The sequence below is a fragment of the Maridesulfovibrio zosterae DSM 11974 genome (genome assembly GCF_000425265.1).
Lineage (GTDB): Bacteria > Desulfobacterota > Desulfovibrionia > Desulfovibrionales > Desulfovibrionaceae > Maridesulfovibrio > Maridesulfovibrio zosterae.
On the sequence record NZ_KE384342.1, the window covers coordinates 700,245 to 721,377 of the forward strand.

The following is a 21,133-nucleotide window of genomic DNA, read 5'->3' on the forward strand; positions in this document are numbered from 1 at the left end:
TACAGGATAGCTATGCCCTCTTTACGACCTAGCTCCTCATTAAGAGCTAAAGCCTTAAGGTAATACTCCTCAGCGCCTTTAAGATCACCCTGAGTTTTGCGAAGAACGCCGAGATTGCCGAAGGCAACAGCTAGCAAGCCATCATCCTTAGTAGCTTCACCAATCTTAAGGACACGTTTATAGGCACGTGCCGCCTCTTCCATATCTCCTGTTCTGTACAATAGCCTCCCAAGCTGATTCCAGCCGTCAGCATTGTCAGGATCAAGGTCTACTGCTTTCTGATATGCATCAATGGCATCTTGCGTACTATTAAGAAAGGCTAATGATCCCAATCGACGGTAAGCTTGTGCAGCTTCGCTGTTTACACTTTTGCCTTCTTTCTCCTTTTCCTCAGCAACCTTCAGAAAAAGAGCTTTAGCTAATTTGGTGTCACCATTCGCAAGTTCTTTCTCTGCTTCAATGGCATACTTTGAATTCCCATTCTGCTCTTCCATTGTCCGCAAACCATCAATAGCATCTTTAAGACCGGCAACTTCTTGTTCACTTTCTTGGAGACGCTGTTGAGCGTCCCGCAGCTCATCACTCACATTTTTATAATCATTATATATCTTCAGGGCTAACTCACCTGAATCAATTTTATCTTCGTTGGAAATATTAACAGCTACAGTTGGAGTAGCATCAGAAGTAACATTCTTTCTTTTGAAGAAATATTTAATTCCACCAGCAGCTATTGGAATTCCGCCAAAAATGGCACACCAAACAGCAATCTTATTTCCTGTTTCCAAAAGCAAATACCAATTCCACCATCCAACTGGTAAAGCCAGAGCAGCTTCAATCAAATTTTCAGTTCCGTTTACCACAGCACAACTCCCCGCTCCAAAAGTCATAACAACACAATAATCAAAGTGAACTTCTTAAAATATAAGCTGAAACGTATAATTCAATTAATGATAATAAAAAAGAAGAGTCAATACAGAAAAGTACCTATAACGGATTTTGCTTTTAAATTTATAAGCCTGCCCCGTTAAGAGGTTTTGAGGGGGAGAGCCCCGAGAGGGGGAACTTTTGCAAAAGTTCCCCCTCTCGGGCCGTCGGAGACATCTATAAATATAAAAATCTACTGCCCGAATTCATCAATAAAAAGCTGAATCTCTTTTCGGGCAGCAGCAAGAAAATCGGGGAATACGGCTTTGATGGTCCCGGTCATTTCCATACTCCAGTCGGTGTAGTTTTCCGGTTCCATGCCCAGCACACGCATAACGGGCCGTTTTCCAATGGCTTCGGCCATGTTGAGCGAATCTATCAGATCTATGTCGTGCAGGGATAGACGCTGCTTTTCGTCCTGCACCAGATCCTTTTCCTCCAGTCTGTACATGGTTCCGGCCTCTTTGCTGCCGTGAACAATATCCAGAACCAGTAATCCGTCATACCCTTCGAGAATGTGAAAAATATCATGGGTAAACGTTCCACCGTCTACCAGATGGACAAATTCTGGCCATGTTTCTTTTTTAAGTTCTTCTACTGCATGAACTCCGACTCCTTCATCTCCGAGCAGGATATTTCCGATTCCTAATACCAGCAATTTTTTCATTTTGAGTCCCTTACAGTGATATATACCGTGAATGCATCTGACGGGCAGAAGATACGAATCAACTTCGTAATCCCTGCAAAATTTATTGTTCACAGTAATGCGATAAAATATCCCGGCTGAAAAATAAACTCCCGAACACTGGATTAATCCTGTGCCCGGGAGCTTTTTAATTATTCTATAATCCGCTTTCACGGTCAGGATACGGAAATTTTAATTTCCGTGGCATTCAAGGTTTCCAGATAAACCTAGCAGCCTTCTCCTACGTGAATAACATGCTCTTCACCGGTCTCTGCGTGCAGCACGTGCACGGCACAGCCAAGTCATGGATCAAAGGATCGAATGATCCTTGAGATGTCTACAGGACTTGAAGGATCAGGCACAGGACAACCCACGAGGGCTTCCTCGATGGTTCCACGCATGCCTTTATCATCACGGGGTGTGCTGTTCCAAAGAGTAGCGGGAATCATCTGGTAGTTCGCTGTCTTTGAATCTTTGATACTGATGTAATGCAGCAGAGAGCCGCGGGGAGCTTCGGTCAGACCGATTCCTTCGGCTGCCTTGGGCATTGTGGTCTTAACGTATGTTTCCTCGCCCGGAACAACTTCCTTGAGCCAGATATCGTCAAGAGCATTGGCGACCATGTATGCTTCTTCAGCACGGGCAACGTGGCGGCCCATGAGTGAGAAAGCCATATCTTCGCCGAGATCACGGAAGTTCTTCGCAGTGATACCGAAGAGATCCTTAAGCTGCTTCTGACCCATCGGGCTGAGCTCAGGATTGTGAACCCACATACGTGCAAGAGGACCTACTTCAACAGCATTACCGTTGTAACGGGATGCCTTACAGAAGCTGTATGCGCCCTCTTTGTGAACATCAGGAATGGTTTTACCATTGCTTGGATGCAGGTCGGAACACTCGTCAGTGTACCATGAATATTTGGTGTATTCCTTGATAAGTTCAGGATCAAACTTCTCATCTTTGCCGTTGACGTAAACGCCGGACTTGATGAGGAAGTTTTTCTCTGCGTCATCCATGGGGAATACGCCGTAAGACATACAGTTTTTGTAACCGCCACCGATCTTGAATAGGTCCTTGTATACAGAACCGATCAGGTAGACGGTGGGAACGTATGTTTCAGCGATGAATTTTTTAACTGCTTTGAAACGGCTGGAATACTCAGCGAGTTTTTCCTTGGTAGGAATCTCGGTGGCTCCGCCGACAACCTGACCGGAGATATGAGGCATCTTACCACCGAACAGAGCAACCATTTCATGGCAGATGCGGCGGATTTCAAGAGCTTTCACGTACTGGTCAACAGCAACAGCGTTTATTTTATCATCAAGACGCAGATCAGGATGTTCGAAGCGGGGGACAAATGGAGATTTGCCCGGCCCTCTTACGAAGTCCAGTGCTGCAAGGTGATAAAAATGCAGAATATGAGACTGCAGGTAGTTGGCACCGAAGATGAGGTTTCTGGTGACGCGACCGTTTGTAGTGATCTTTGCGCCGAAAGCATCATCAAGAGCACGGGTGGAAGCAGTGGAATGCGCTGTGGGGCAGACACCGCACAGACGCTGAGTCAGCTGAGCTGCATCACGGGGATCACGGCCGATGAGAATATTCTCAAAACCGCGATACATACCGCCTGACAGCCAGGCATCCACAACTTTTCCATCTTTAACAACAACCTCAGCTTTGAGGTGGCCTTCGATACGGGTTACCGGATCAATGGCAATCTTAATTTTCCCGTCTTTACCGGCGGGTGCATGAGATTTTGAAGACATAAGGATTAATACTCCTTTTTCCGGTTAACCGGCTTCGTAGAAGGGAGACATTTCATCCGGGAATCCCGGTTCTACACAGCCAAGGCAAACTGAGTTTTCAACACACCAGTTAACACCGCCGTTCCACTTACGTTTGAAGCAGTCGGAGTTCGCACTTGGACCTTTACAGCCCAATTCGTAACGGCATTTAACGGGATCAGTGAATATTTCAGCATATTCATCGTTGTCGAACTGCTCAAGAAATGGGCAGTTATCATGGATGTTTTCGCCGAAGAAAGGTTTAGGACGGCCGTTTTCATCAAGAATTGAAACAACGTCGGCTAGCCCGCCTTCAAGACCTTTCTCTTCGATAGCATTGATTGCAACAACGAGTGTTCCAACCATCCAGTCTGGATGAGGAGGACAGCCCGGAATGTTAACAACAGGAGTCTTTACTCCATTCTCAGCAAGGAAATTTGTCACTGACATAGAGCCTGTAACGTTTCCTTCAGCAGCTGGAATACCACCGTAAGCAGCACAAGTACCGACATTTACAACAACGGCAGCATTCTTAGCCATTTCAAGAGTGGCTTCAGACATGGTGTACTCATTGTGGTCAGCATCAGCACCAACGATGCAATAGTGTCCATTTTCAGCTGTTGGAACAGCTCCCTCGACAATAACGATGTATTTACCTTTCTGCTCTTTTGCCACATCCATCATATGCCCCCAGGCCTCGTGACCTTCGGAACCCATAATTGTGGGGTGATAATCGAGTGTAATTACATCGAGAAGAACCTCTGCGATAGAGGGATGCACTGAATTAAGTATAGATACTGAACATCCGGTGCAGCCCTGTCCCTGCAGCCAGAATACGTTCGGCACAAACTTTTTCAGCGCATGCACAATACTTGGGTTGAACATCTGGGAAACCCCGAATCCAGCCACTGTTCCTGTGCATAATTTCACGAAATCTCGCCTGGTCAAACTCATCCCTACCTCCTTGGTGGTTGCCGGCGTAGTAAGGCACTGTCCTTACTGGGAAAAAAATACCGCCACGGCGACAATATTTTTCAATTTCACTTACACACTCCAGACTTTTACGTCAACGATTACTAATACAAAACCGACACACCTATAGATTTTATCTATTGCATGCATAGATAAAATATGTTTTTACAATGTTGTATATTGAATAGTGTTGCTTTTTGCTGTTAGGGTCGCTGAGCCAAACAACGTTATATTATAAATTCACACGAAAACTTTTAAGGATATGTAATGGCAAAGAAGAAAAGTCGTATCGGGCAGTTTATTGTTATACTAATCATAGTCGGAATTATTGGAACTGGTGCCTATTTATTGTACAAAGATACTACCGCTCCGCAGGCAGTTTTATCACCGGAGAAAGGTTATATCACCTATGAAACACCTATCAACGTGAATATCAGTGATGTTCAATCAGGTCTTAAGGCTGTAAAAATTGTACTGACTCAGGGAAAAACAAAAGAAACTCTGACCGAAAAAAAATTCCCGAAAGGAACTTTTGATTACAATGAGGATATCCTCATTAAAAAGAAACAGATCAAGCAGGGTAATTTTGAAATAGCAGTCTGGGCTGTGGATACATCTCTGGCCGGTTTCGGCAGTGGTAACGCTGTAATTGCCAGAGGTAATTACACTCTGGACACTATTCCTCCAAAAATTACTGTGCAAACCAGCACACACAACATGAATCAGGGTGGTTGTGCTCTGGTGCTGTATAATGTCAACGAAGAGCCTTCCCATACAGGGGTTGAAGTAGGAAAAGATTTTTTTCCGGGCTATAAACAGCCGGACGGTAGCTATGCCTGCCTGTTCGCAATGCCCTACTATACCAAAGAGAAAGATTTTCATCCGGTCGTTGTCGCTGAAGACGCAGCTAAAAATAAACGTACCAGCACCTTCTGGTATCACGCAAACGGCAAGAACTACAGACATGACAGAATCAATATCTCAGATCGCTTTTTAGCCAATAAAATGCCTCAGTTTGAAAATGAATTCCCGGGAATTCCAAGTCAGACAGAATTGTTTCTCAAAGTTAATAGGGAACTGCGCGTAAAAAACAGAGCTGAACTACACCGTATAGGCAGGGATACATCACCAACTTTTCTTTTCGAAGGTAAGTTTTTAAGACTGCCCAATGCGGCTACTAAAGCTGGATTCGGTGATAAACGCACATACTACCATAATGGTCATGAAATAGATCACCAGACTCACCTCGGTATTGACCTTGCCAGCACTAGAAATGCTCCGGTACCGGCAGCAAACAACGGACGTGTTGTCCTCGCTGCCAACGACTTCGGCATTTATGGTAACGCTATCATCATCGATCACGGACTGGGCCTGCAGACTTTATATTCCCATTTAAGCCAGATGAATGTGGAACCGGGTGATATGGTGGAAAGAGGACAGATTATCGCTAAAACAGGAGCCACAGGTATGGCTGGTGGTGATCATCTGCACTATGGAGTTATTTGTTCCGGTATTCCGGTCAACCCCGTTGAATGGTGGGATGCAACATGGATCAAAAACAATATTACCAGCAAAATTAAATAATCAAAACCAGACAACAAATAAAAGTGCCTCAGCTTTAAGCCGAGGCACTTTTTTTATTATTTACAACGAATTATAATTCTAAAATAAAACTAATCCCGCCATTCCAGAAGCCCTTCCCCGTACAGAATATTACAATATTCCAGTACACTGTTAAATGGAACACCAGCAATATCTGCAATCTCGGCAACGCTTCTTTTGCCATCGATATAGTATGTCACACTATGAATGATATGCTCCATCTGACCATAATCAAGGCCGTTGAATCTTGAACAGAACAACTCCCCTTCAAATAAAAGCTGCGGCTTGCGATTATTCTCTATGGCCCCGATTATTTTTAAAACCAGATCACGTGATGATTCAAGATTTTCAAAATTTGCGTGCTCAGCATCATCTTTTGAGGAATGATATTCCTTGTATGGTCTATGCGGACCTGTGGTTATGCGGGAAAGTGACAGCATATCCACACCTATCCCCTGACTGTTAAACATCCTTTCATCATTACGGATGACCCGTGCAAATCCATCTGACCATGACTGAGGGTCATGTTCCCGCACAATTTGTTCACATAGCAGGTCAATCTCAGTATTTCCACGCAAAGACTTCTGCAACGAATGGGGATGATCTGTAGCCAGCATTTCAAGAAACACTCCACCTTTCATATCCGGTATAAGTTCCCGATTATGACTCAGATATGCTGCGGAACCGATTGTCTCGGGTACAATGAGAAAACGGTATGTATATTTAGGTCTAGGTCCTGCTAAAAGTTTTCTGGCGACATCAACGCAAACTGCAACTCCTGCCATATCATCATTGACCATTTCAGGATGGCAAAGATGAGCGCAGAAAACGTAACAATCGTCATTTTCACCGGGCACAATTATCTCACCGACCTTGAGTTCTCCCATGCAAAAATCAACATCGATCTTAACCCTGTACTCATCCTCATTAAGAGAATCTCGCTGTTCCTGTGAACAGGCAAGTCCCCAATCCCGCTCATAATATTTGAATGTGAACGGCACGGCATCCGGATAATACGGATGAACCTTCAAGTGTTGCATTAACTTTTCACGACTGACAAGTCCATTAAAAGGAAGGGAATAAGATGTTACATGCAATCTGCAATCATCGGTTGAAAATATTTCCTTGCCGTCAATACTTTCAAGGGACGCACGGCGACAGACCCAGCGTTCAGGGACTATCCACGTAAAACAATTAGTACCGGAGCGATAAGCATGCTGTTTGATGGGAACAACCTGAGAAAGCACATCAAGCGCTTCATCGTAAGCATCTGAAACAATGTCACGGGGCAGTGGGTATACTGTTTCAACAATTGTTTTCAAATCTGCATCCGGTAACAGTTCTACTCCACTGCGGAAAGACGGCACTCTTTCGATTTCTGCCTGCAGGGGATCTACAGAGGGATCAGTCGATAAGGCCATCGGATTTTCTTTAAGCATTCCACGAGCAACACCAAAAATTTCAGTAAAGGTCGTTGCCGTTACAGTCCCCCTGCCTAGTTGTAAAACTCTGGCTTTACCTTGTTTTACAGCTTCATCATGGGCTTTCTTAAAACAGACACGGCTGTAATCCCCCATGGTGCGTACGGAATAAATCCAATTTTCTTTCCGTGATTTTGTGCCTGAAATAATATTTCCAGAGAATATTTTATTAAATCGATGCGGTGAACCTGCCATGTTTTCAAGGTAATGCATGGCAGTAAGATACTCCAGGCCTACACCTATCTGGCAGACCTTGGCATTAATCTTTTCAAGCTTTTCATATATGCAACCCGGACCGAAACATTCATTGGAAAGATCACTGAATAAATACTCTACAGCTGGACCTGTTCCGGCAAGAGAAAAGATTGGATCAGATGAACGTTCAACATTCGCAAGTTTAAGGAAACGATTTCCAAAGGGGCCCACATCTGAAGGAGTATTTTGGGGATCAAAGTCCTCACCTTTACAAAAACTGTAGGAGAATGTCGGAACGAGAAATGTACCTTCAGGGCCGATAGTTTCCATCATGGCATCAAAAATAACCTGAAATGCATCCCCGCCGTCAAAAAGTTCCTCCGGCATCCCCAATTGTAAAATAGCTGTATGACTTAGAACCACGTCCCCTTTCTTTAATCCGGCTTCATGAAAAACCCGCAGTACATCAGCTTTGTTGTATGATCCTCTTCCCATGATTTAATTCTCCAACTCATTAAGAGCTGCAACAATAAGCCCGACGGATATAAGCCCAAGCATCAGCTCTTCATCAAACTGAACTCCGAACTCCTGTTCAACAGCCAAAATGATGTTCATATGCTTTAAAGAATCCCATTTATCCAGATTTGCTGAGGAGGTAGACTCATCAATTTGATCCAGCGGTTCATTAAGAACGTTTGAAATAACTTTGCAAACTCTATCAATCACAACTTAATCCTCATTTTAAAAAACTTATACTTTTGAAAAAATCAGGTATTTCAGGTAAATTCCCATCCAAAGAATATTGAAACACCCTGTCCGGTTCGGCTCGGTCTGTTTTAATTTCAGTAAATGACATATCCCGAAAGAAAAATTCTACCTGCTCGTTTTTGGCAGTAGCATAATACTCACCGACAATATTCGTTGCGCCTCTGTCTTTCGCATATTCCATAATTTTGACGACAAAAATATTTTCAACTTTCCGGCCCAGAACTCTGCACGAAAGAAGCAGAGAATCAATAAAAGTCTGCCCGCTTGCAAAGCGTAAAACACAAACTCCGACAATACCACTGTCGCCGAATCGATCTTTAAGCCTTAAATAAAGAACCGATGCATCCTGATCAGCGACCATACATTCAATATCAGAATCACTGTATCTTCGAGTGGTAAGATTAAACTGATTTGTTTTTTGAGTCAGCTGCGCAATCCTTGATATTGAAAATTCGTCAGCTTCGTAAATTTCAACTTCCATATTCAGTGACTCATAATACAGGCTAAGATCACCGGCTTCATTCTTCAAAATATTACGTTTATTCTCGGCTAGATACATTGCGCCACGTTTTTTATCCTCTTCTGAAACAGTAGGAGTATCAAAAAAACCGCAATCTGCTAAAATTTTACGATAGTTGGTTGGCTTTTTAACAGGTAAAATAATTGCTGTAACTTCTGGTAATTCTTGACGAACCATACTTATCTCAAATTCGCTGTCATCCATAAAAACCATGCTGTCCAAAGCAATATTCAGATCGGAAGCAATCTGTCTGAGATTTGAAACCTTGTCCTGCCAATTAATCCGGGCCGTAGCAATATGTTCCCGGTTAAGCAGCATATCTGGATGTTCATCAAAAACCTGCCATACATCAGCCTCATTATTTTTACTGCACAGGGCTAATATGATACCGCGCTCATATAAATTGATTATTTCCTGTTGAAATTCCCAAAAACACGACCCCGGATAAGTGTTACCGATTTTAATACCGGAGAGGTTGTCCTCGCCGATAATTCCGCCCCATAAAGTATTGTCACAATCCAGAACAAGACATTTTTTATTCCTGCCCAGCAACGGCCGTATGAATTTCATTTCTTCAGTTGCAATTTCACGCAAACCGTCAACAGAATAGGGAGCTTTATTCATGTGCCAGAGACGTAAATCATAGAATGCATTCTCCCCCACTCTGGCACGGCATAAATCAACATCAACAAAATATGCATTATGAATTAGAGAAAGAGCTGATTTTAAATCATCATTGAGAGAGCGGATTGCCGCCATCTGACCGTTTTCATTTTGATAATCATAAATGCCGGCCCCCGGTGATAGCGGAGTTTCAAAACCATGCCACAAAATCATTGCCTGAGTCTGACTCCTGATTCCCTCAATGATTTCCTGAGTATATTCATTAATACGTACTATTTCCTGCTCCACTTCAGCTGAGCTTAAAGAACTGAATGATCTGGCAAGACGCCACGCAATAGACTCTAGTGGCATAAATATAAGAACTACATCTGTTAATGTATTAAGTAATTCAGTTTCTCCACCGACAGCTTCCTGAAAAATGTTATCATATCTGCCGAATTCTATAATCGCATTATGGTCTATTCCATAAGCATGATAACGCAGAAAAGGAGTAATAGAATCAATCATGACAGTTCGCAGTATGCTGATATTCAATACAGGCAGACTGTCTAAATTAACCTCATTTAAAACACACTGAATATCCGAGTATGAAAGATTCTGTCCATATATTTCAGAAGCACTCATGAAAAATATTCCTTTGTATATTCATATTGTAAAATATTAATGTAAGTCTGCTTGAAATAACTAACGGCCAGCTAGTCAGGTATATTGGCCCGGTAAAAAACAAATTAGTTTGCTTAAAGCTAAAGCATGCCCTGTTAGTTCAAAAAACTAAAATTAATAAATAAGTTATCTGACTCAATAGATATTAGAAGAAAACTCTCTAAGCAATATTTATTTCAAGAACTTACAGAATGAATATTTTTCCATAGTAATTTTGAGTAATGACTCATAAAATCGATTATTTTTCCCTCCTGACATGAACAGAGACTTTAGCGAGAAAAGCATCCCTTTATTTTATTAACTTTATACCTAAATGGTCTGGATTTTGTATAATTCTAAATTGATGATGAAGTTAGAATTTTTCCACGTTTTTTAAAGGGAAGGTGAAATGTGTGGAAATCAGTAATTATCATTACAAATCTGGTCATAGCATTAACTGTTGCAAACACTTACGCCGCAGGATTAAATATAAACCTGAAAGAAGATTCAAGAGAAAGGGCTGAAGAGAATTTAACTAAAGAGACCCGCACATCTTTTGAAGACATGATGACAGGTTTATATGAAGATGAAAATATCAAAGCAGGTTTTGTTTTCGGACTTAATAACGCTAGTAATTACTCAGACGACGGACCAACGGACAATTCATCCAGGCTTGGATTAGGTATCGGGTTTGGCTTTAGTTTCTAAATATTTCACATCACTGATCCGTCAAAAAGATAAATAATCTAATACTTCTAGAATACATATTCAACATCTACGACATTCATACTTACCTAGCCTGCCCCATATTATGTAAAAAAAGAGGGTGTCCCCTTATGGAGAACACCCTCACGTAATAGTCTTTAAGTTGTTTTTAATGTGCAGGTCTTTGATATTCGTCTTTAATAAGATTCAAAGCAACAGGAGTGATGTCATCCCTTCCTCTGAACAATTCTTCAGCGGTGAGACTGTCAAGAGCATGACTTAAAACTTCATCCATATTTTCAACAGGAATAATCTCAAGATCTTTTAGAATCTCATCAGGAACCTCTTTAAGATCTTTCTTATTATCAATAGGAATAAGAACTGTTTTTGACAAACCGCGATGCGCTGCCAACAATTTTTCCCTTAACCCGCCGATAGGAAGAACACGCCCACGCAAAGTAATCTCACCGGTCATGGCAAGATCATGGCGAACAGGCACATTCAAGAATGCGGAAGCCATTGCCGTGCACAAGGTTATACCGGCTGAAGGACCATCTTTAGGAGTTGCTCCTTCCGGTACATGCACGTGAACATCAATCTTTTCATGGAAATCAGGTTTAAGTCCGAAAAGATCGGATCTGGATCTGATATAGGAAAGAGCTGCCTGAGCAGATTCCTGCATAACATCACCAAGCTTACCTGTGATAACCACCTTGCCTTTACCCGGCATAAGAACGACTTCAACCATAAGCATTTCACCACCGACCTGCGTATACGCAAGCCCTGTTGAAACACCTATCTGTGATTTTTCTTCACTTGATCCATAACGGAATTTATGAACCCCGAGTATTTTAGAAAGATTAGTCATAGTTAAGTGAAGATTTTTTTCCTTATCTCCAGACTCAACAATCTTCATAGCAGTCTTTCTGCATACTCTTGCCAGTTCACGCTCAAGGTTACGGACACCGGCTTCTTTAGTATAAGTACGAATAATTTCAGTCAAAGCACTTTCTGAAACAGAAAGGTTCTTCTCGTTAAGGCCATGCTCTTCAATCTGCTTGGGTAGCAGAAAGTCTTTGGCAATATGCACTTTTTCAGTTTCAAGATAACCGGGAAGTGTAATGATTTCCATACGATCCTGTAATGGCAAAGGAATAGAATGCAAATCATTTGCAGTGGTTATGAAAAATACTTTTGACAAATCATAATCAAGGTCAAGATAATGATCATTAAAAGTTCCATTCTGCTCAGGATCAAGAACTTCAAGAAGTGCTGCGGAAGGATCACCCCTGAAATCAGTACTCATCTTATCTACTTCGTCCAGACAGATAACCGGATTACTATATTCACAACGACGCATGGACTGAATAATTTTACCGGGTAATGCTCCGACATAAGTACGGCGATGCCCTCTTATTTCTGCTTCATCGCGCACTCCGCCTAAAGACAGACGCACAAATTCACGCCCCATGGCTCTGGCAATAGAGCGGGCAATGGATGTTTTACCAACTCCGGGAGGGCCTGCAAAACAAAGAATAGGACCTTTAATTGTATCAACCAGAGATTGAACAGCCATGTATTCGAGAATACGTTCTTTCGGCTTTTCAAGTCCGTAATGATCTTCATCAAGAATCTTTCTTGATTCTGCAATATCAAGTTTGGTCTTTTTATATTGATTCCACGGAAGCTCCATCACCCAGTCAACATAGTTGCGTACAACGGTGTATTCGGCAGAAGATGGGGCCATCTGTCTAAGCTTTTTAATTTCTTTACGAACTCTCTCACGAGATTCGTCATCCATGACTTTTTCATTCAGCTGATCTTCAAGGTCATGGGCTTCAGCCTGAGGATCATCCTCACGTCCCATTTCCTTGTTAATGGCTTTCATCTGCTCGTTGAGATAATACTCCCGCTGATTCTTTTCCATCTGCCCTTTGACACGGTTTTTGACCCGCTTTTCAATGGACACGATTTCAATCTCACCAAGCAGAAGTTCATAAACAGCTTCAAGCCTTTTAAGCGGATCAACAATTTCAAGAATTGTCTGTTTCTTAAGAAATTCCACCTTAAGATGAGGCATAATTGAGTCAGCAAGCTTACCTGCAACCCTGATAGTTGATATGGCCAGAATTGTTTCCGGGGCAACCTTCTTATTAACTTTGCCAAAAGACTCCAAAGCTTCATGAACTGAACGGACCAGAGCTTCCGTAGCATGTTCATCTGCATCCAGATCATCCATAGGCTCAATATTAACAAGCGGAAAATCATCTTCAAATGTAATACCGTCTACTTCTGGATTCCATGCAGCACGATACATTCCCTCAAACAAAACCTTGATAGTGCCATCAGGTAGTCTGAGCATTTGCAAAATTTTACTTACAGTACCAACTTTGAATACGTCTTCAGGTGTTGGTTTTTCTTTTTCTGGGAATTGCTGTGTTACAAGAAAAATTTTCTTATCATAATCTGCAATAGCTTCCTCAATGGCCTTAATCGAAGATTCACGTCCTACAAAAAGCGGTACAATAGAACGCGGGAATATTACCACTTCCCTCAAGGACATCATTGGAAGAATATTTTGCTCAGCGGATGCAGTGCCACCTTCATTTTCTATGGACGACATTTATCCTCCTGCCTTTATCCCGGCTAGGGCTTATTTACTCATGACTGGAGCACAAAAAGGCTCTCAGATAACAATTCAAAATAAAATTATGTTGAACTTGGCTCTTACAAATAAACTTTAGACACAATCTTTTTGAAAATCACAATTATATTCGAATTAACTCCACTCAAACCACAAGCGAATGATCTATAAGACAATGAGATAATACCTTAATAAGTTTTGTCAAACATAGGATCAATATTTATCACAATAAGTTAAATCAATTACGCAAGATTAAATTAGACGTGAAGTGAACAGGCGGATCAGACAATGTATCTGTTGCCATATCGGCGTAATCAGAAAACAATTTACCCCTGACAATCCATATTAACTAAGTAAAACCTAACCAACGAATAGGCAACCCCTATTGAGACTCTGATGTCAATGGCAGGCTTATAATAAACTTGGTCCATAAGCCGGGCGTTGAATATACTTCCATATTTCCTTTATGAAGATCAGTGATAATAAAATAAGAAATAGCAAGTCCCAGCCCAGTCCCCTCACCTACCTGTTTAGTTGTATAGAATGGTTCAAAAATTCTTTTCCGGGCATTGCTGTCTATCCCTTTACCATTATCTTCAACTTCAATTATCGCATTATTATCTTTCTGCCTTACTTTCAGTGTGAATTTAGGAGAATCATCAGTATATTCCTTCTCATGCATAGACTGAGCACCATTTTTCAAAAGATTAAGTATAACCTGTTGGATTTCACTTCGTTCACAATAAACTAGCGGGGTCTTTTCATCGTACTCACGTACAATAATTATTTTTCTAAAATCATATTTCGTCGTCAGATCATACTCATTCCTCGCAAGATCAACTGTTTCATCTAAAAGATCCGCTAAATTATTATTTCTAAAATCATCATCATTTTTTCTACTGAAGCTAAGCATATTGCTTACGATTCTAGCTGCCCGCAACGCAGCTGAATTAACGCCATCCAGAATTTTAGGAATATTCCGATCATTCAAATACGAATGAACGTCTTCAAGATTAATATTATTTTGTTTTGCTACCCGTATATTCTCCGACAAAAAGCCAAACGCACGACGTTTAATATTTTGAGACCCTTGAATAATTACGCCAAGCGGATTGTTTATTTCATGCGCCATACCGGCGGCAAGTCCGCCGACAGAAAGCATCTTCTCATTTTGCACGACAAGCTCTTCCAATCTAACCCGCTCAGTAACATCGTCTATAATAATTACTACCCCGTGGTCATCATTTGATGAAAGAGGATAAATGGTAACATCATCATACCACACTTTTCCTTCCTCTCGGCGAGATAATCGTGAATCCAGATAGATTTTATGATTTGCGAGAGATTCCTTAATACTTTCCATATGCGGCAACAGACGTGGAAAAACTTCAGCAACAGGCATGCCAACGGTATCAGTTGCAGTAAGACCTGTTACTTCTACGGCTTTAGCATTCCATAGAGTCACATTGGTGTTATGATCAAGGCCAATGAGTACAAAAGGCATAGAATCAATAATACTCTTTAAATAATTCCGCAGATTACGGATTTCATTTTCTGAATTTTTTCTATCTGTAATATCCGTATGTGTACCGATTACTCTTAATGCCCGTCCATTCTCATTACGTTCAAAAGCCTTACCCCGTCCAAGAATCCAACGCCACGTTCCATCCTTAGCCAGCATCCTGAACTCAACTTCAAAACTTGATACTTCGTTGATGATACAGCGATGATTTGCTTCAAATGCTTCTGCGCGGTCATCAATGTGAATTAAATCAAGCCACGAATCAACATTGTCCGGGACTTCATCAACTTTATAACCAAGCATGGCTTTGTATCCGGGACTGTAATAAACATCGTTACTCAGAATATCCCAATCCCAAATACCATCTTTATTTGCTTCCATTGCAAAAGCAAAACGGGCTTCACTTTCTCTAACTTTATCTTCTGTTCTTCTAAGCCTTATGTAATAAAAAAGAATTACAAATGAAAAAACAATTAAAGTGCATGCAAAAAGAATTACTCCAACTATCTCTAATTTATATAATATGAAAACTGATTTCTCTTCATTAAGGATAGTACAATTTTTTGGTAAAAGAGAATTACGTATCTTATACTTATTTAAAATATTACGATCAAAAATATATCTATTAGCTTCTTTACCTTCAACAACAGGTATATCTTTAACTTTTTTGCCACTCAAAATATCTAAAGCGATATGCCCAGCAATTCGCCCCTGATCAAAGTGAGAAATAACTTTTCCACCAAGAATTCCACTGCCGATACCGTGTTCATAATTATGAAAAACAGGTACTTTTGAATTATTTAAAATGAAACTTAAGCTTTCATCAAAAGACATAGAAATATCATACTTATCTCTATAGGCAGAAAGTAAAAAAATTGCACTTTCAGGGGTAATACTTTCCAATTTTGTCCGTAGCTGTGACCAGCTTAATTCTTTGAGAGAAAGATCATGGAAGTTCAGTTCCGGGAAATTATTCCTGACAGATTTATAGAGATTATAGTCTCCCTGTCCGCTTAGAGTTGAATCAACAATAGTATAAACATCCTTCGCTTTAGGCAGAAGCTGTCCTACCAAATCTAATGTTTCTTTTAGCGAGACAGCCTCAATAACCCCAGTAAAATTTTTATTTTCATTAAGAACATGCCCTAAATCCTGATTATTAAGTCCGCAAAAAACTACCGGGGTATCTGGAAACAATTCAGCCCGATATTGAATTGCAAATTTAAGGGCATTATCATCAGCTGTGACTATAACATCGTACGCAGGGATTGAGCCAAGTTTAAATTTCAGCAGATCGTGAAAAAAAGATAAATTTTCCCAGTTATAAAACCGTTTACTGTCCATAAATTCGACATCGAGTTTTACATCTGCAGGACCTAAAATAGACTTAAGTCCGTTTACCTGCTGGGAAAAAGTGGGAAATGCGGGGTGATAAGAACTAATAAGTAAAACATTTTTATCTTTTGCAAAGCAATTATCTGCATTGCAAAAGATAAAAAATGAAATGAACAATATCAAAATAAAAACAAACCTACGCATATATAGCCTTGTATCTTTTATGAAATAGTTAAATTTAAAATTCACGAAAAATGTCACCTGAAAGACCACACTCTAGATTTCAAACTATTGACAAAGTCTTTATAAAACAAAAAACACTTTATTTATATTATAACAACAACCTTGATTTAATTTTATTATATACGTCATATGTATGGAGTTGCCAAGATAATGCAACAAAAAAAGCCTCCGTTTTGTTAAACGGAGGCTTTTTTGATTTAAGTAATATATAACGGTTATGCGCTTTTTACTTCATTATGAAAAAAAAGTAGTGGTTCCATACCTGTTTCAACAACATTTTTATTAATCACGCATTCCTTAACTCCGCTCATGGAAGGAAGTTTATACATGATATCAAGCATGATAGACTCTAGAACGTTTCTAAGTCCTCGAGCTCCAGTCTTTCTCTTAACAGCCTTAGCTGCAATGGACTTGAGTGCATTTGCAGTAAAAGTAAGACGAACGCCATCAATGTCGAACATCTTTTTATACTGTTTCACCAAAGCATTCTTAGGTTCCTGCAGAATGCGGACAAGATCTTCCTCAGTAAGCTCTGAAAGAGCTGTCTGAACAGGAATACGTCCTACAAATTCAGGAATAAGACCGAATTTTACTAAATCAGCTGGTTCAGCCTGAGTGAACATTTCACTTATGGCTTTCTCAGTCTTGGTCTCAACTTTGGCGCCAAAGCCGATACCTGTACCTGACATTCTCTGCTGCACAATTGAATCAAGTCCAATAAATGCACCTCCAAGAATAAACAGAATATTAGAAGTATCGAGCCTGATAAATTCCTGCTGGGGATGCTTACGTCCGCCCTTAGGAGGAATATTGGCTTCAGTTCCTTCGATAATCTTAAGCAGTGCCTGCTGTACACCTTCACCGGAAACATCGCGAGTGATGGACGGACTGTCACCCTTACGGGAGATTTTATCAATCTCATCAATGTAGATGATTCCGCGGGAAGCAGCTTCAATATCGTAATCAGCATTCTGCAAAAGTTGAACGAGAATGTTTTCTACATCCTCACCAACGTAACCGGCTTCGGTTAAAGTCGTTGCATCGGCAATAGCAAAAGGAACTTTAAGAACTCTGGCCAAAGTCTGAGCAAGCAAAGTCTTACCTGATCCGGTAGGTCCGATAAGCAAAATGTTGCTTTTATCAAGTTCTACATCATCAGCACTATTGGACTGAGTGTAGAATACACGTTTATAATGGTTATGAACTGCAACTGCCAGAATCTTTTTAGGTTGATCCTGTCCAATTACGTATTCATCAAGTAATTCTTTTATTTCCTGCGGTGACAGTAACTTACCTGCATCAAACTCCTCACTGACAGCCTCCTGAGCCATGATGTCATTACACAGCTGTACGCATTCGTCGCATATGTATACATCAGGTCCGGCAATCAGTCTCTGAACCTCATCCTGAGACTTGGAACAAAAGGAGCAATGAAGGTCCTGTCCTGAACCTTGATTTTCATTACTCATCAAGAATTAACCTTCCTTGGATTCGAGTTTGCCACGTGATTCGAGAACTTTATCAATGAGGCCATACGCAAGAGCCTCTTCTGCTGACATAAAGTAATCACGATCAGTGTCTTTTTCAATCTCTTCAAGCTTCTTACCAGTATTTTCCGCCATAATCATATTAAGAGTTTTCTTGAGGCGCAAAATTTCTTTAGCCTGAATACCGATATCTGTAGCCTGCCCCTGAGCACCGCCAAGAGGCTGGTGAATAAGTATACGGCTATGGGGCAGTGAGTAGCGGTGGCCCTTCTCCCCTGCGCTGAGCAGGAAAGCGCCCATACTTGCAGCCTGTCCCATGCAAAGAGTTGCAACTGGGGCTGAAATATACTGCATGGTATCGTAAATAGCCATTCCAGCTGTTACAACACCACCTGGAGAGTTAATATACATGTATATTTCTTTTTCAGGATCTTCTGATTCCAGAAAAAGAAGCTGAGCACAAATAACACTTGCTACGTGATCATTAACTTCCCCACTGAGAAGGATGATTCTATCCTTGAGAAGGCGTGAATAAATATCGTATGCGCGTTCTGTACGCCCGGTGGTTTCAACAACAATAGGTATAGTTCCAGACATCTATCTCTCCCAAAGAGGACATTTTAGTATGAAAAGATGTAAAATTCTTAACAAAACCAGTTTAGCCCGTTCATAACGGACACTATTCAATTCAGCACTCTAAACATTTGAAGGCTCAAGGACAAGTATTAATCCGGTAAGTCTTTAAATATCTGATTCTTCAAAAATATAACAGCACCGATTAAAGTCAATACAAGAACGCGACATTTCAAATAAAAGGCGGCACAGTTCGTAAAAACTGTGCCGCCAAAAGTCTATCTAACGACAGCAGTGGCTACTGTTCATCCTTCTTAACAGGATCAATTTCAGTAACATTTGCATTTTCATAGATGAACTCAGCTGCTTTATCAGCAAGGAGTCTATCTTTGAGAGGTACGAGAAGATTATTTTCTTCGTAGTAGGATTTAACAGAGCTCAAATCCTGCTGAGTCTGCTGTGCAATCTGGTACAGTGCTCCTTCAACTTCCTGAGGCTCAACAGTGAGTTCTTCACGTTTTGCTACAGTAAGGAGGAAGATTTCAGTGCGCACAGATTCTTCAGCCATTGGGCGCTGCTCTTCACGGAGTTCCTCGATGGATTTACCAAGAGACTCAAAGCTCTTACCGGAGCGTTCGGTACGACCGATAACATCTGCAACCATGCGGTTGAGACGGTCTTCAAGCAGAGAAGGAGGAAGTGGGAAATCAAGATTTTCAGCAATGCCTTTAATCAGCTTGGTCAGAGCTGCACTCTTGCAAAGCTGTTTGCGGTTGGCAGTATAAGACTGCTTTACAACTTCACGCATTTTTTCAACGGTTTCAAATCCGCCTGCCTGTCTTACGATATCATCGGTAAGTTCGGGCATTTTGCGTTCTTTAATGGCATGAACGGTAACTTTCATAGTTGCAGTTTTGCCTGCGAGTTCACCGTTGATAAAATCTTCAGGAAAAGTGATATCAGTTTCGCCGGACTCACCAGATTTCAGAGTTTTAACGAAAGTTTCGAACTCTTCAAGTGAATGTCCTTCACCGATGGGCAGATCAAAGTTGTCAGCCTGAACACCGGGGATAGGCTCTCCGTCCATTTCAGCAGAGAAAGTTACGCAAGCGAGTTCGCCGTCTTTTGCAGGACGGTCATCTTCGATGGGTGCAATTTTAGCCATGGACTGAAGAAGTCTGTTTTCAACTTCTTTAAGTTCACTTTCAGCAACTTCTGCACGTTCTTCTTCAACTTCAAGACCAAGGTATACTGGAGTTTCGAATTCAGGAACAACTTCGAATTTAATTACGTAGTTGAAATCTTCATCACGAACCAATTCTTTGGCATCAACATCAATCTTGGAAACAGGAGCGAAGGACTTCTCATTTAGGATTTCGTTAATCTGATAGTTAATCAGGTCAGTGGTAGCTTCACTGATGATCTGTTTTTTGTATTTAGACTGAATAACAGATGCAGGAACTTTACCCTTTCTGAAACCTTTTACCGGAGTCTGAACCTTGTAGAGAGCGATAGTTGCATCAAGAGCTGCACCGACTTCTTCAGCAGGTACGGAAACTTTAATTTCTCTTTCTACCTGTGAAATTTCTTCAATATTAAAATCCATATTAAGCATCCTCCTAAAATATATCTGTCTCGCCCCGAAAATGGGTGACAGTTGTGTACTTTACTTTCCTTTTGCTGGAAGTGAAGTATTTCACATTTCCACCTACAAAAGAACTGGGATTATTTAGGCAGTTTCCACACAAAGTCAAGTCCTGAGGAAAATTCCATCAAAAATAAAGTTATAATAATCGTTTTTTATAAATTAAATCTTCAACGGTGATTGTTTTAAATCATAAAAAAATACGGACAGACCCTGCTACAGGGCCTGTCCGAAAGGAGGAGGAGAGGCAAATAAATTTTAAAATTATGCAGCTTCCTTATGTTTTAACATATCTATTTTACTAACTATTTTTTTAATTAAATTCGACTGCCCTTCATGATGGGGATTAAGAAAGCTTACCGCCATATTATAAGCGTTGATTGCGTCTTCTACTTTCCCGTTCAGTTGGTATACTACAGCCAAATTATTATACATTGTTGCTTTGTGTATTTTTTTGGATTTACAATTAGACATGGATATTGCCGTTTTAAGGTTATTTTCTGCCGTAAAGAAATCACCTTTATTACAAGCTTCCATCCCTTCTCTGCTCAACTGCCAAACTTTGCTGAATCCGCACATAATAACTCCATATAGTTCAATCTTTGTTTTTGTTGATCTCAATATATTGAAAATGATTTTCAGTGTCAATTAAAACTTGAATGCTTTGGAGAATATTAATGTGATTCAGTTTCAGTTTATTATTATCGACGTATCTTATGCTATATTTCAAACGAAATGTTTCCAGTCAGGAAGTATGAATGACGTCATTCACACTTCAACTG

At 40.7% G+C, this 21,133-nt stretch carries 15 protein-coding genes; 2 read left to right on the forward strand and 13 right to left on the reverse strand.

Going from position 1 to position 21,133, the window contains the following annotated elements:
* From H589_RS19840 to hysB, 4 genes are all read right to left on the reverse strand, one after another.
* A partial coding sequence (locus H589_RS19840; RefSeq protein WP_169433125.1) for a tetratricopeptide repeat protein occupies nucleotides 1-860 on the reverse strand: 860 nt, incomplete at its 3' end.
* Nucleotides 861-1,117: 257 nt separating this feature from the next.
* Nucleotides 1,118-1,591 (reverse strand): NiFeSe hydrogenase maturation protease, encoded by a 474-nt coding sequence (gene hysD, locus H589_RS0114805; protein ID WP_027722756.1) that lies wholly within the window; start codon nucleotides 1,589-1,591, stop codon nucleotides 1,118-1,120.
* Nucleotides 1,592-1,836: 245 nt separating this feature from the next.
* Nucleotides 1,837-3,375, reverse strand: coding sequence for a NiFeSe hydrogenase large subunit HysA (gene hysA / locus H589_RS0114810; RefSeq protein ID WP_084147016.1), 1,539 nt, complete (start codon nucleotides 3,373-3,375; stop codon nucleotides 1,837-1,839).
* 24 nt (nucleotides 3,376-3,399) lie between these two features.
* Entirely contained in the window at nucleotides 3,400-4,347 is a 948-nt protein-coding gene (hysB, locus tag H589_RS0114815) for a NiFeSe hydrogenase small subunit (protein WP_027722758.1), read from the reverse strand.
* Nucleotides 4,348-4,632: 285 nt separating this feature from the next.
* Here hysB and H589_RS0114820 point away from each other — a divergent pair, with 285 nt between their 5' ends.
* The gene (locus H589_RS0114820) at nucleotides 4,633-5,949 is read left to right on the forward strand and encodes a M23 family metallopeptidase (RefSeq protein ID WP_027722759.1); all 1,317 of its coding nucleotides are present in this window, start codon (nucleotides 4,633-4,635) and stop codon (nucleotides 5,947-5,949) included.
* Between the two features lie 89 nt (nucleotides 5,950-6,038).
* Here H589_RS0114820 and H589_RS0114825 read toward each other — a convergent pair whose 3' ends face one another.
* From H589_RS0114825 to H589_RS20485, 3 genes are read right to left on the reverse strand one after another with little or no spacing between them, the layout of a single operon-like run.
* Entirely contained in the window at nucleotides 6,039-8,138 is a 2,100-nt protein-coding gene (locus H589_RS0114825; protein ID WP_027722760.1) for an AAC(3) family N-acetyltransferase, read from the reverse strand.
* 3 nt (nucleotides 8,139-8,141) lie between these two features.
* Nucleotides 8,142-8,369: an acyl carrier protein gene (locus H589_RS0114830; RefSeq protein WP_027722761.1), complete on the reverse strand. Its 228-nt coding sequence runs from the start codon at nucleotides 8,367-8,369 to the stop codon at nucleotides 8,142-8,144.
* Nucleotides 8,370-8,379: 10 nt separating this feature from the next.
* Nucleotides 8,380-10,179, reverse strand: coding sequence for an HAD-IIIC family phosphatase (locus H589_RS20485; RefSeq protein ID WP_051249757.1), 1,800 nt, complete (start codon nucleotides 10,177-10,179; stop codon nucleotides 8,380-8,382).
* Nucleotides 10,180-10,608: 429 nt separating this feature from the next.
* Here H589_RS20485 and H589_RS0114840 point away from each other — a divergent pair, with 429 nt between their 5' ends.
* Nucleotides 10,609-10,905, forward strand: a complete 297-nt coding sequence (locus H589_RS0114840; RefSeq protein ID WP_027722762.1) for a hypothetical protein — start codon at nucleotides 10,609-10,611, stop codon at nucleotides 10,903-10,905.
* 166 nt (nucleotides 10,906-11,071) lie between these two features.
* On the opposite strand, the gene lon is transcribed toward H589_RS0114840, so the two are convergent.
* The 6 genes from lon to H589_RS0114870 form a co-directional block, all read right to left on the reverse strand.
* Nucleotides 11,072-13,525 (reverse strand): endopeptidase La, encoded by a 2,454-nt coding sequence (gene lon / locus H589_RS0114845; protein WP_027722763.1) that lies wholly within the window; start codon nucleotides 13,523-13,525, stop codon nucleotides 11,072-11,074.
* Nucleotides 13,526-13,928: 403 nt separating this feature from the next.
* Nucleotides 13,929-16,652, reverse strand: coding sequence for an ABC transporter substrate binding protein (locus tag H589_RS0114850; protein WP_245577164.1), 2,724 nt, complete (start codon nucleotides 16,650-16,652; stop codon nucleotides 13,929-13,931).
* 209 nt (nucleotides 16,653-16,861) lie between these two features.
* Nucleotides 16,862-18,115, reverse strand: a complete 1,254-nt coding sequence (clpX, locus tag H589_RS0114855; RefSeq protein WP_027722765.1) for an ATP-dependent Clp protease ATP-binding subunit ClpX — start codon at nucleotides 18,113-18,115, stop codon at nucleotides 16,862-16,864.
* Between the two features lie 6 nt (nucleotides 18,116-18,121).
* Nucleotides 18,122-18,730, reverse strand: a complete 609-nt coding sequence (gene clpP, locus H589_RS0114860) for an ATP-dependent Clp endopeptidase proteolytic subunit ClpP (protein ID WP_027722766.1) — start codon at nucleotides 18,728-18,730, stop codon at nucleotides 18,122-18,124.
* Nucleotides 18,731-19,004: 274 nt separating this feature from the next.
* Entirely contained in the window at nucleotides 19,005-20,312 is a 1,308-nt protein-coding gene (tig, locus tag H589_RS0114865; protein ID WP_027722767.1) for a trigger factor, read from the reverse strand.
* A 303-nt stretch (nucleotides 20,313-20,615) separates the two neighbouring features.
* Complete coding sequence (locus H589_RS0114870; protein WP_051249758.1) at nucleotides 20,616-20,930, reverse strand: hypothetical protein; 315 nt, start codon at nucleotides 20,928-20,930, stop codon at nucleotides 20,616-20,618.
* Nucleotides 20,931-21,133 lie beyond the last annotated feature (203 nt).

Bases quoted from the DNA above. Each gene is read 5' to 3' on its own strand.
- H589_RS0114870 (WP_051249758.1), bottom strand. From the start codon at position 20,930: ATGTGCGGATTCAGCAAAGTTTGGCAGTTGAGCAGAGAAGGGATGGAA.
- hysB (WP_027722758.1), bottom strand. From the start codon at position 4,347: ATGAGTTTGACCAGGCGAGATTTCGTGAAATTATGCACAGGAACAGTG.
- hysD (WP_027722756.1), bottom strand. From the start codon at position 1,591: ATGAAAAAATTGCTGGTATTAGGAATCGGAAATATCCTGCTCGGAGAT.
- H589_RS0114820 (WP_027722759.1), top strand. From the start codon at position 4,633: ATGGCAAAGAAGAAAAGTCGTATCGGGCAGTTTATTGTTATACTAATC.
- H589_RS20485 (WP_051249757.1), bottom strand. From the start codon at position 10,179: ATGAGTGCTTCTGAAATATATGGACAGAATCTTTCATACTCGGATATT.
- clpX (WP_027722765.1), bottom strand. From the start codon at position 18,115: ATGAGTAATGAAAATCAAGGTTCAGGACAGGACCTTCATTGCTCCTTT.
- tig (WP_027722767.1), bottom strand. From the start codon at position 20,312: ATGGATTTTAATATTGAAGAAATTTCACAGGTAGAAAGAGAAATTAAA.
- clpP (WP_027722766.1), bottom strand. From the start codon at position 18,730: ATGTCTGGAACTATACCTATTGTTGTTGAAACCACCGGGCGTACAGAA.
- lon (WP_027722763.1), bottom strand. From the start codon at position 13,525: ATGTCGTCCATAGAAAATGAAGGTGGCACTGCATCCGCTGAGCAAAAT.
- H589_RS0114825 (WP_027722760.1), bottom strand. From the start codon at position 8,138: ATGGGAAGAGGATCATACAACAAAGCTGATGTACTGCGGGTTTTTCAT.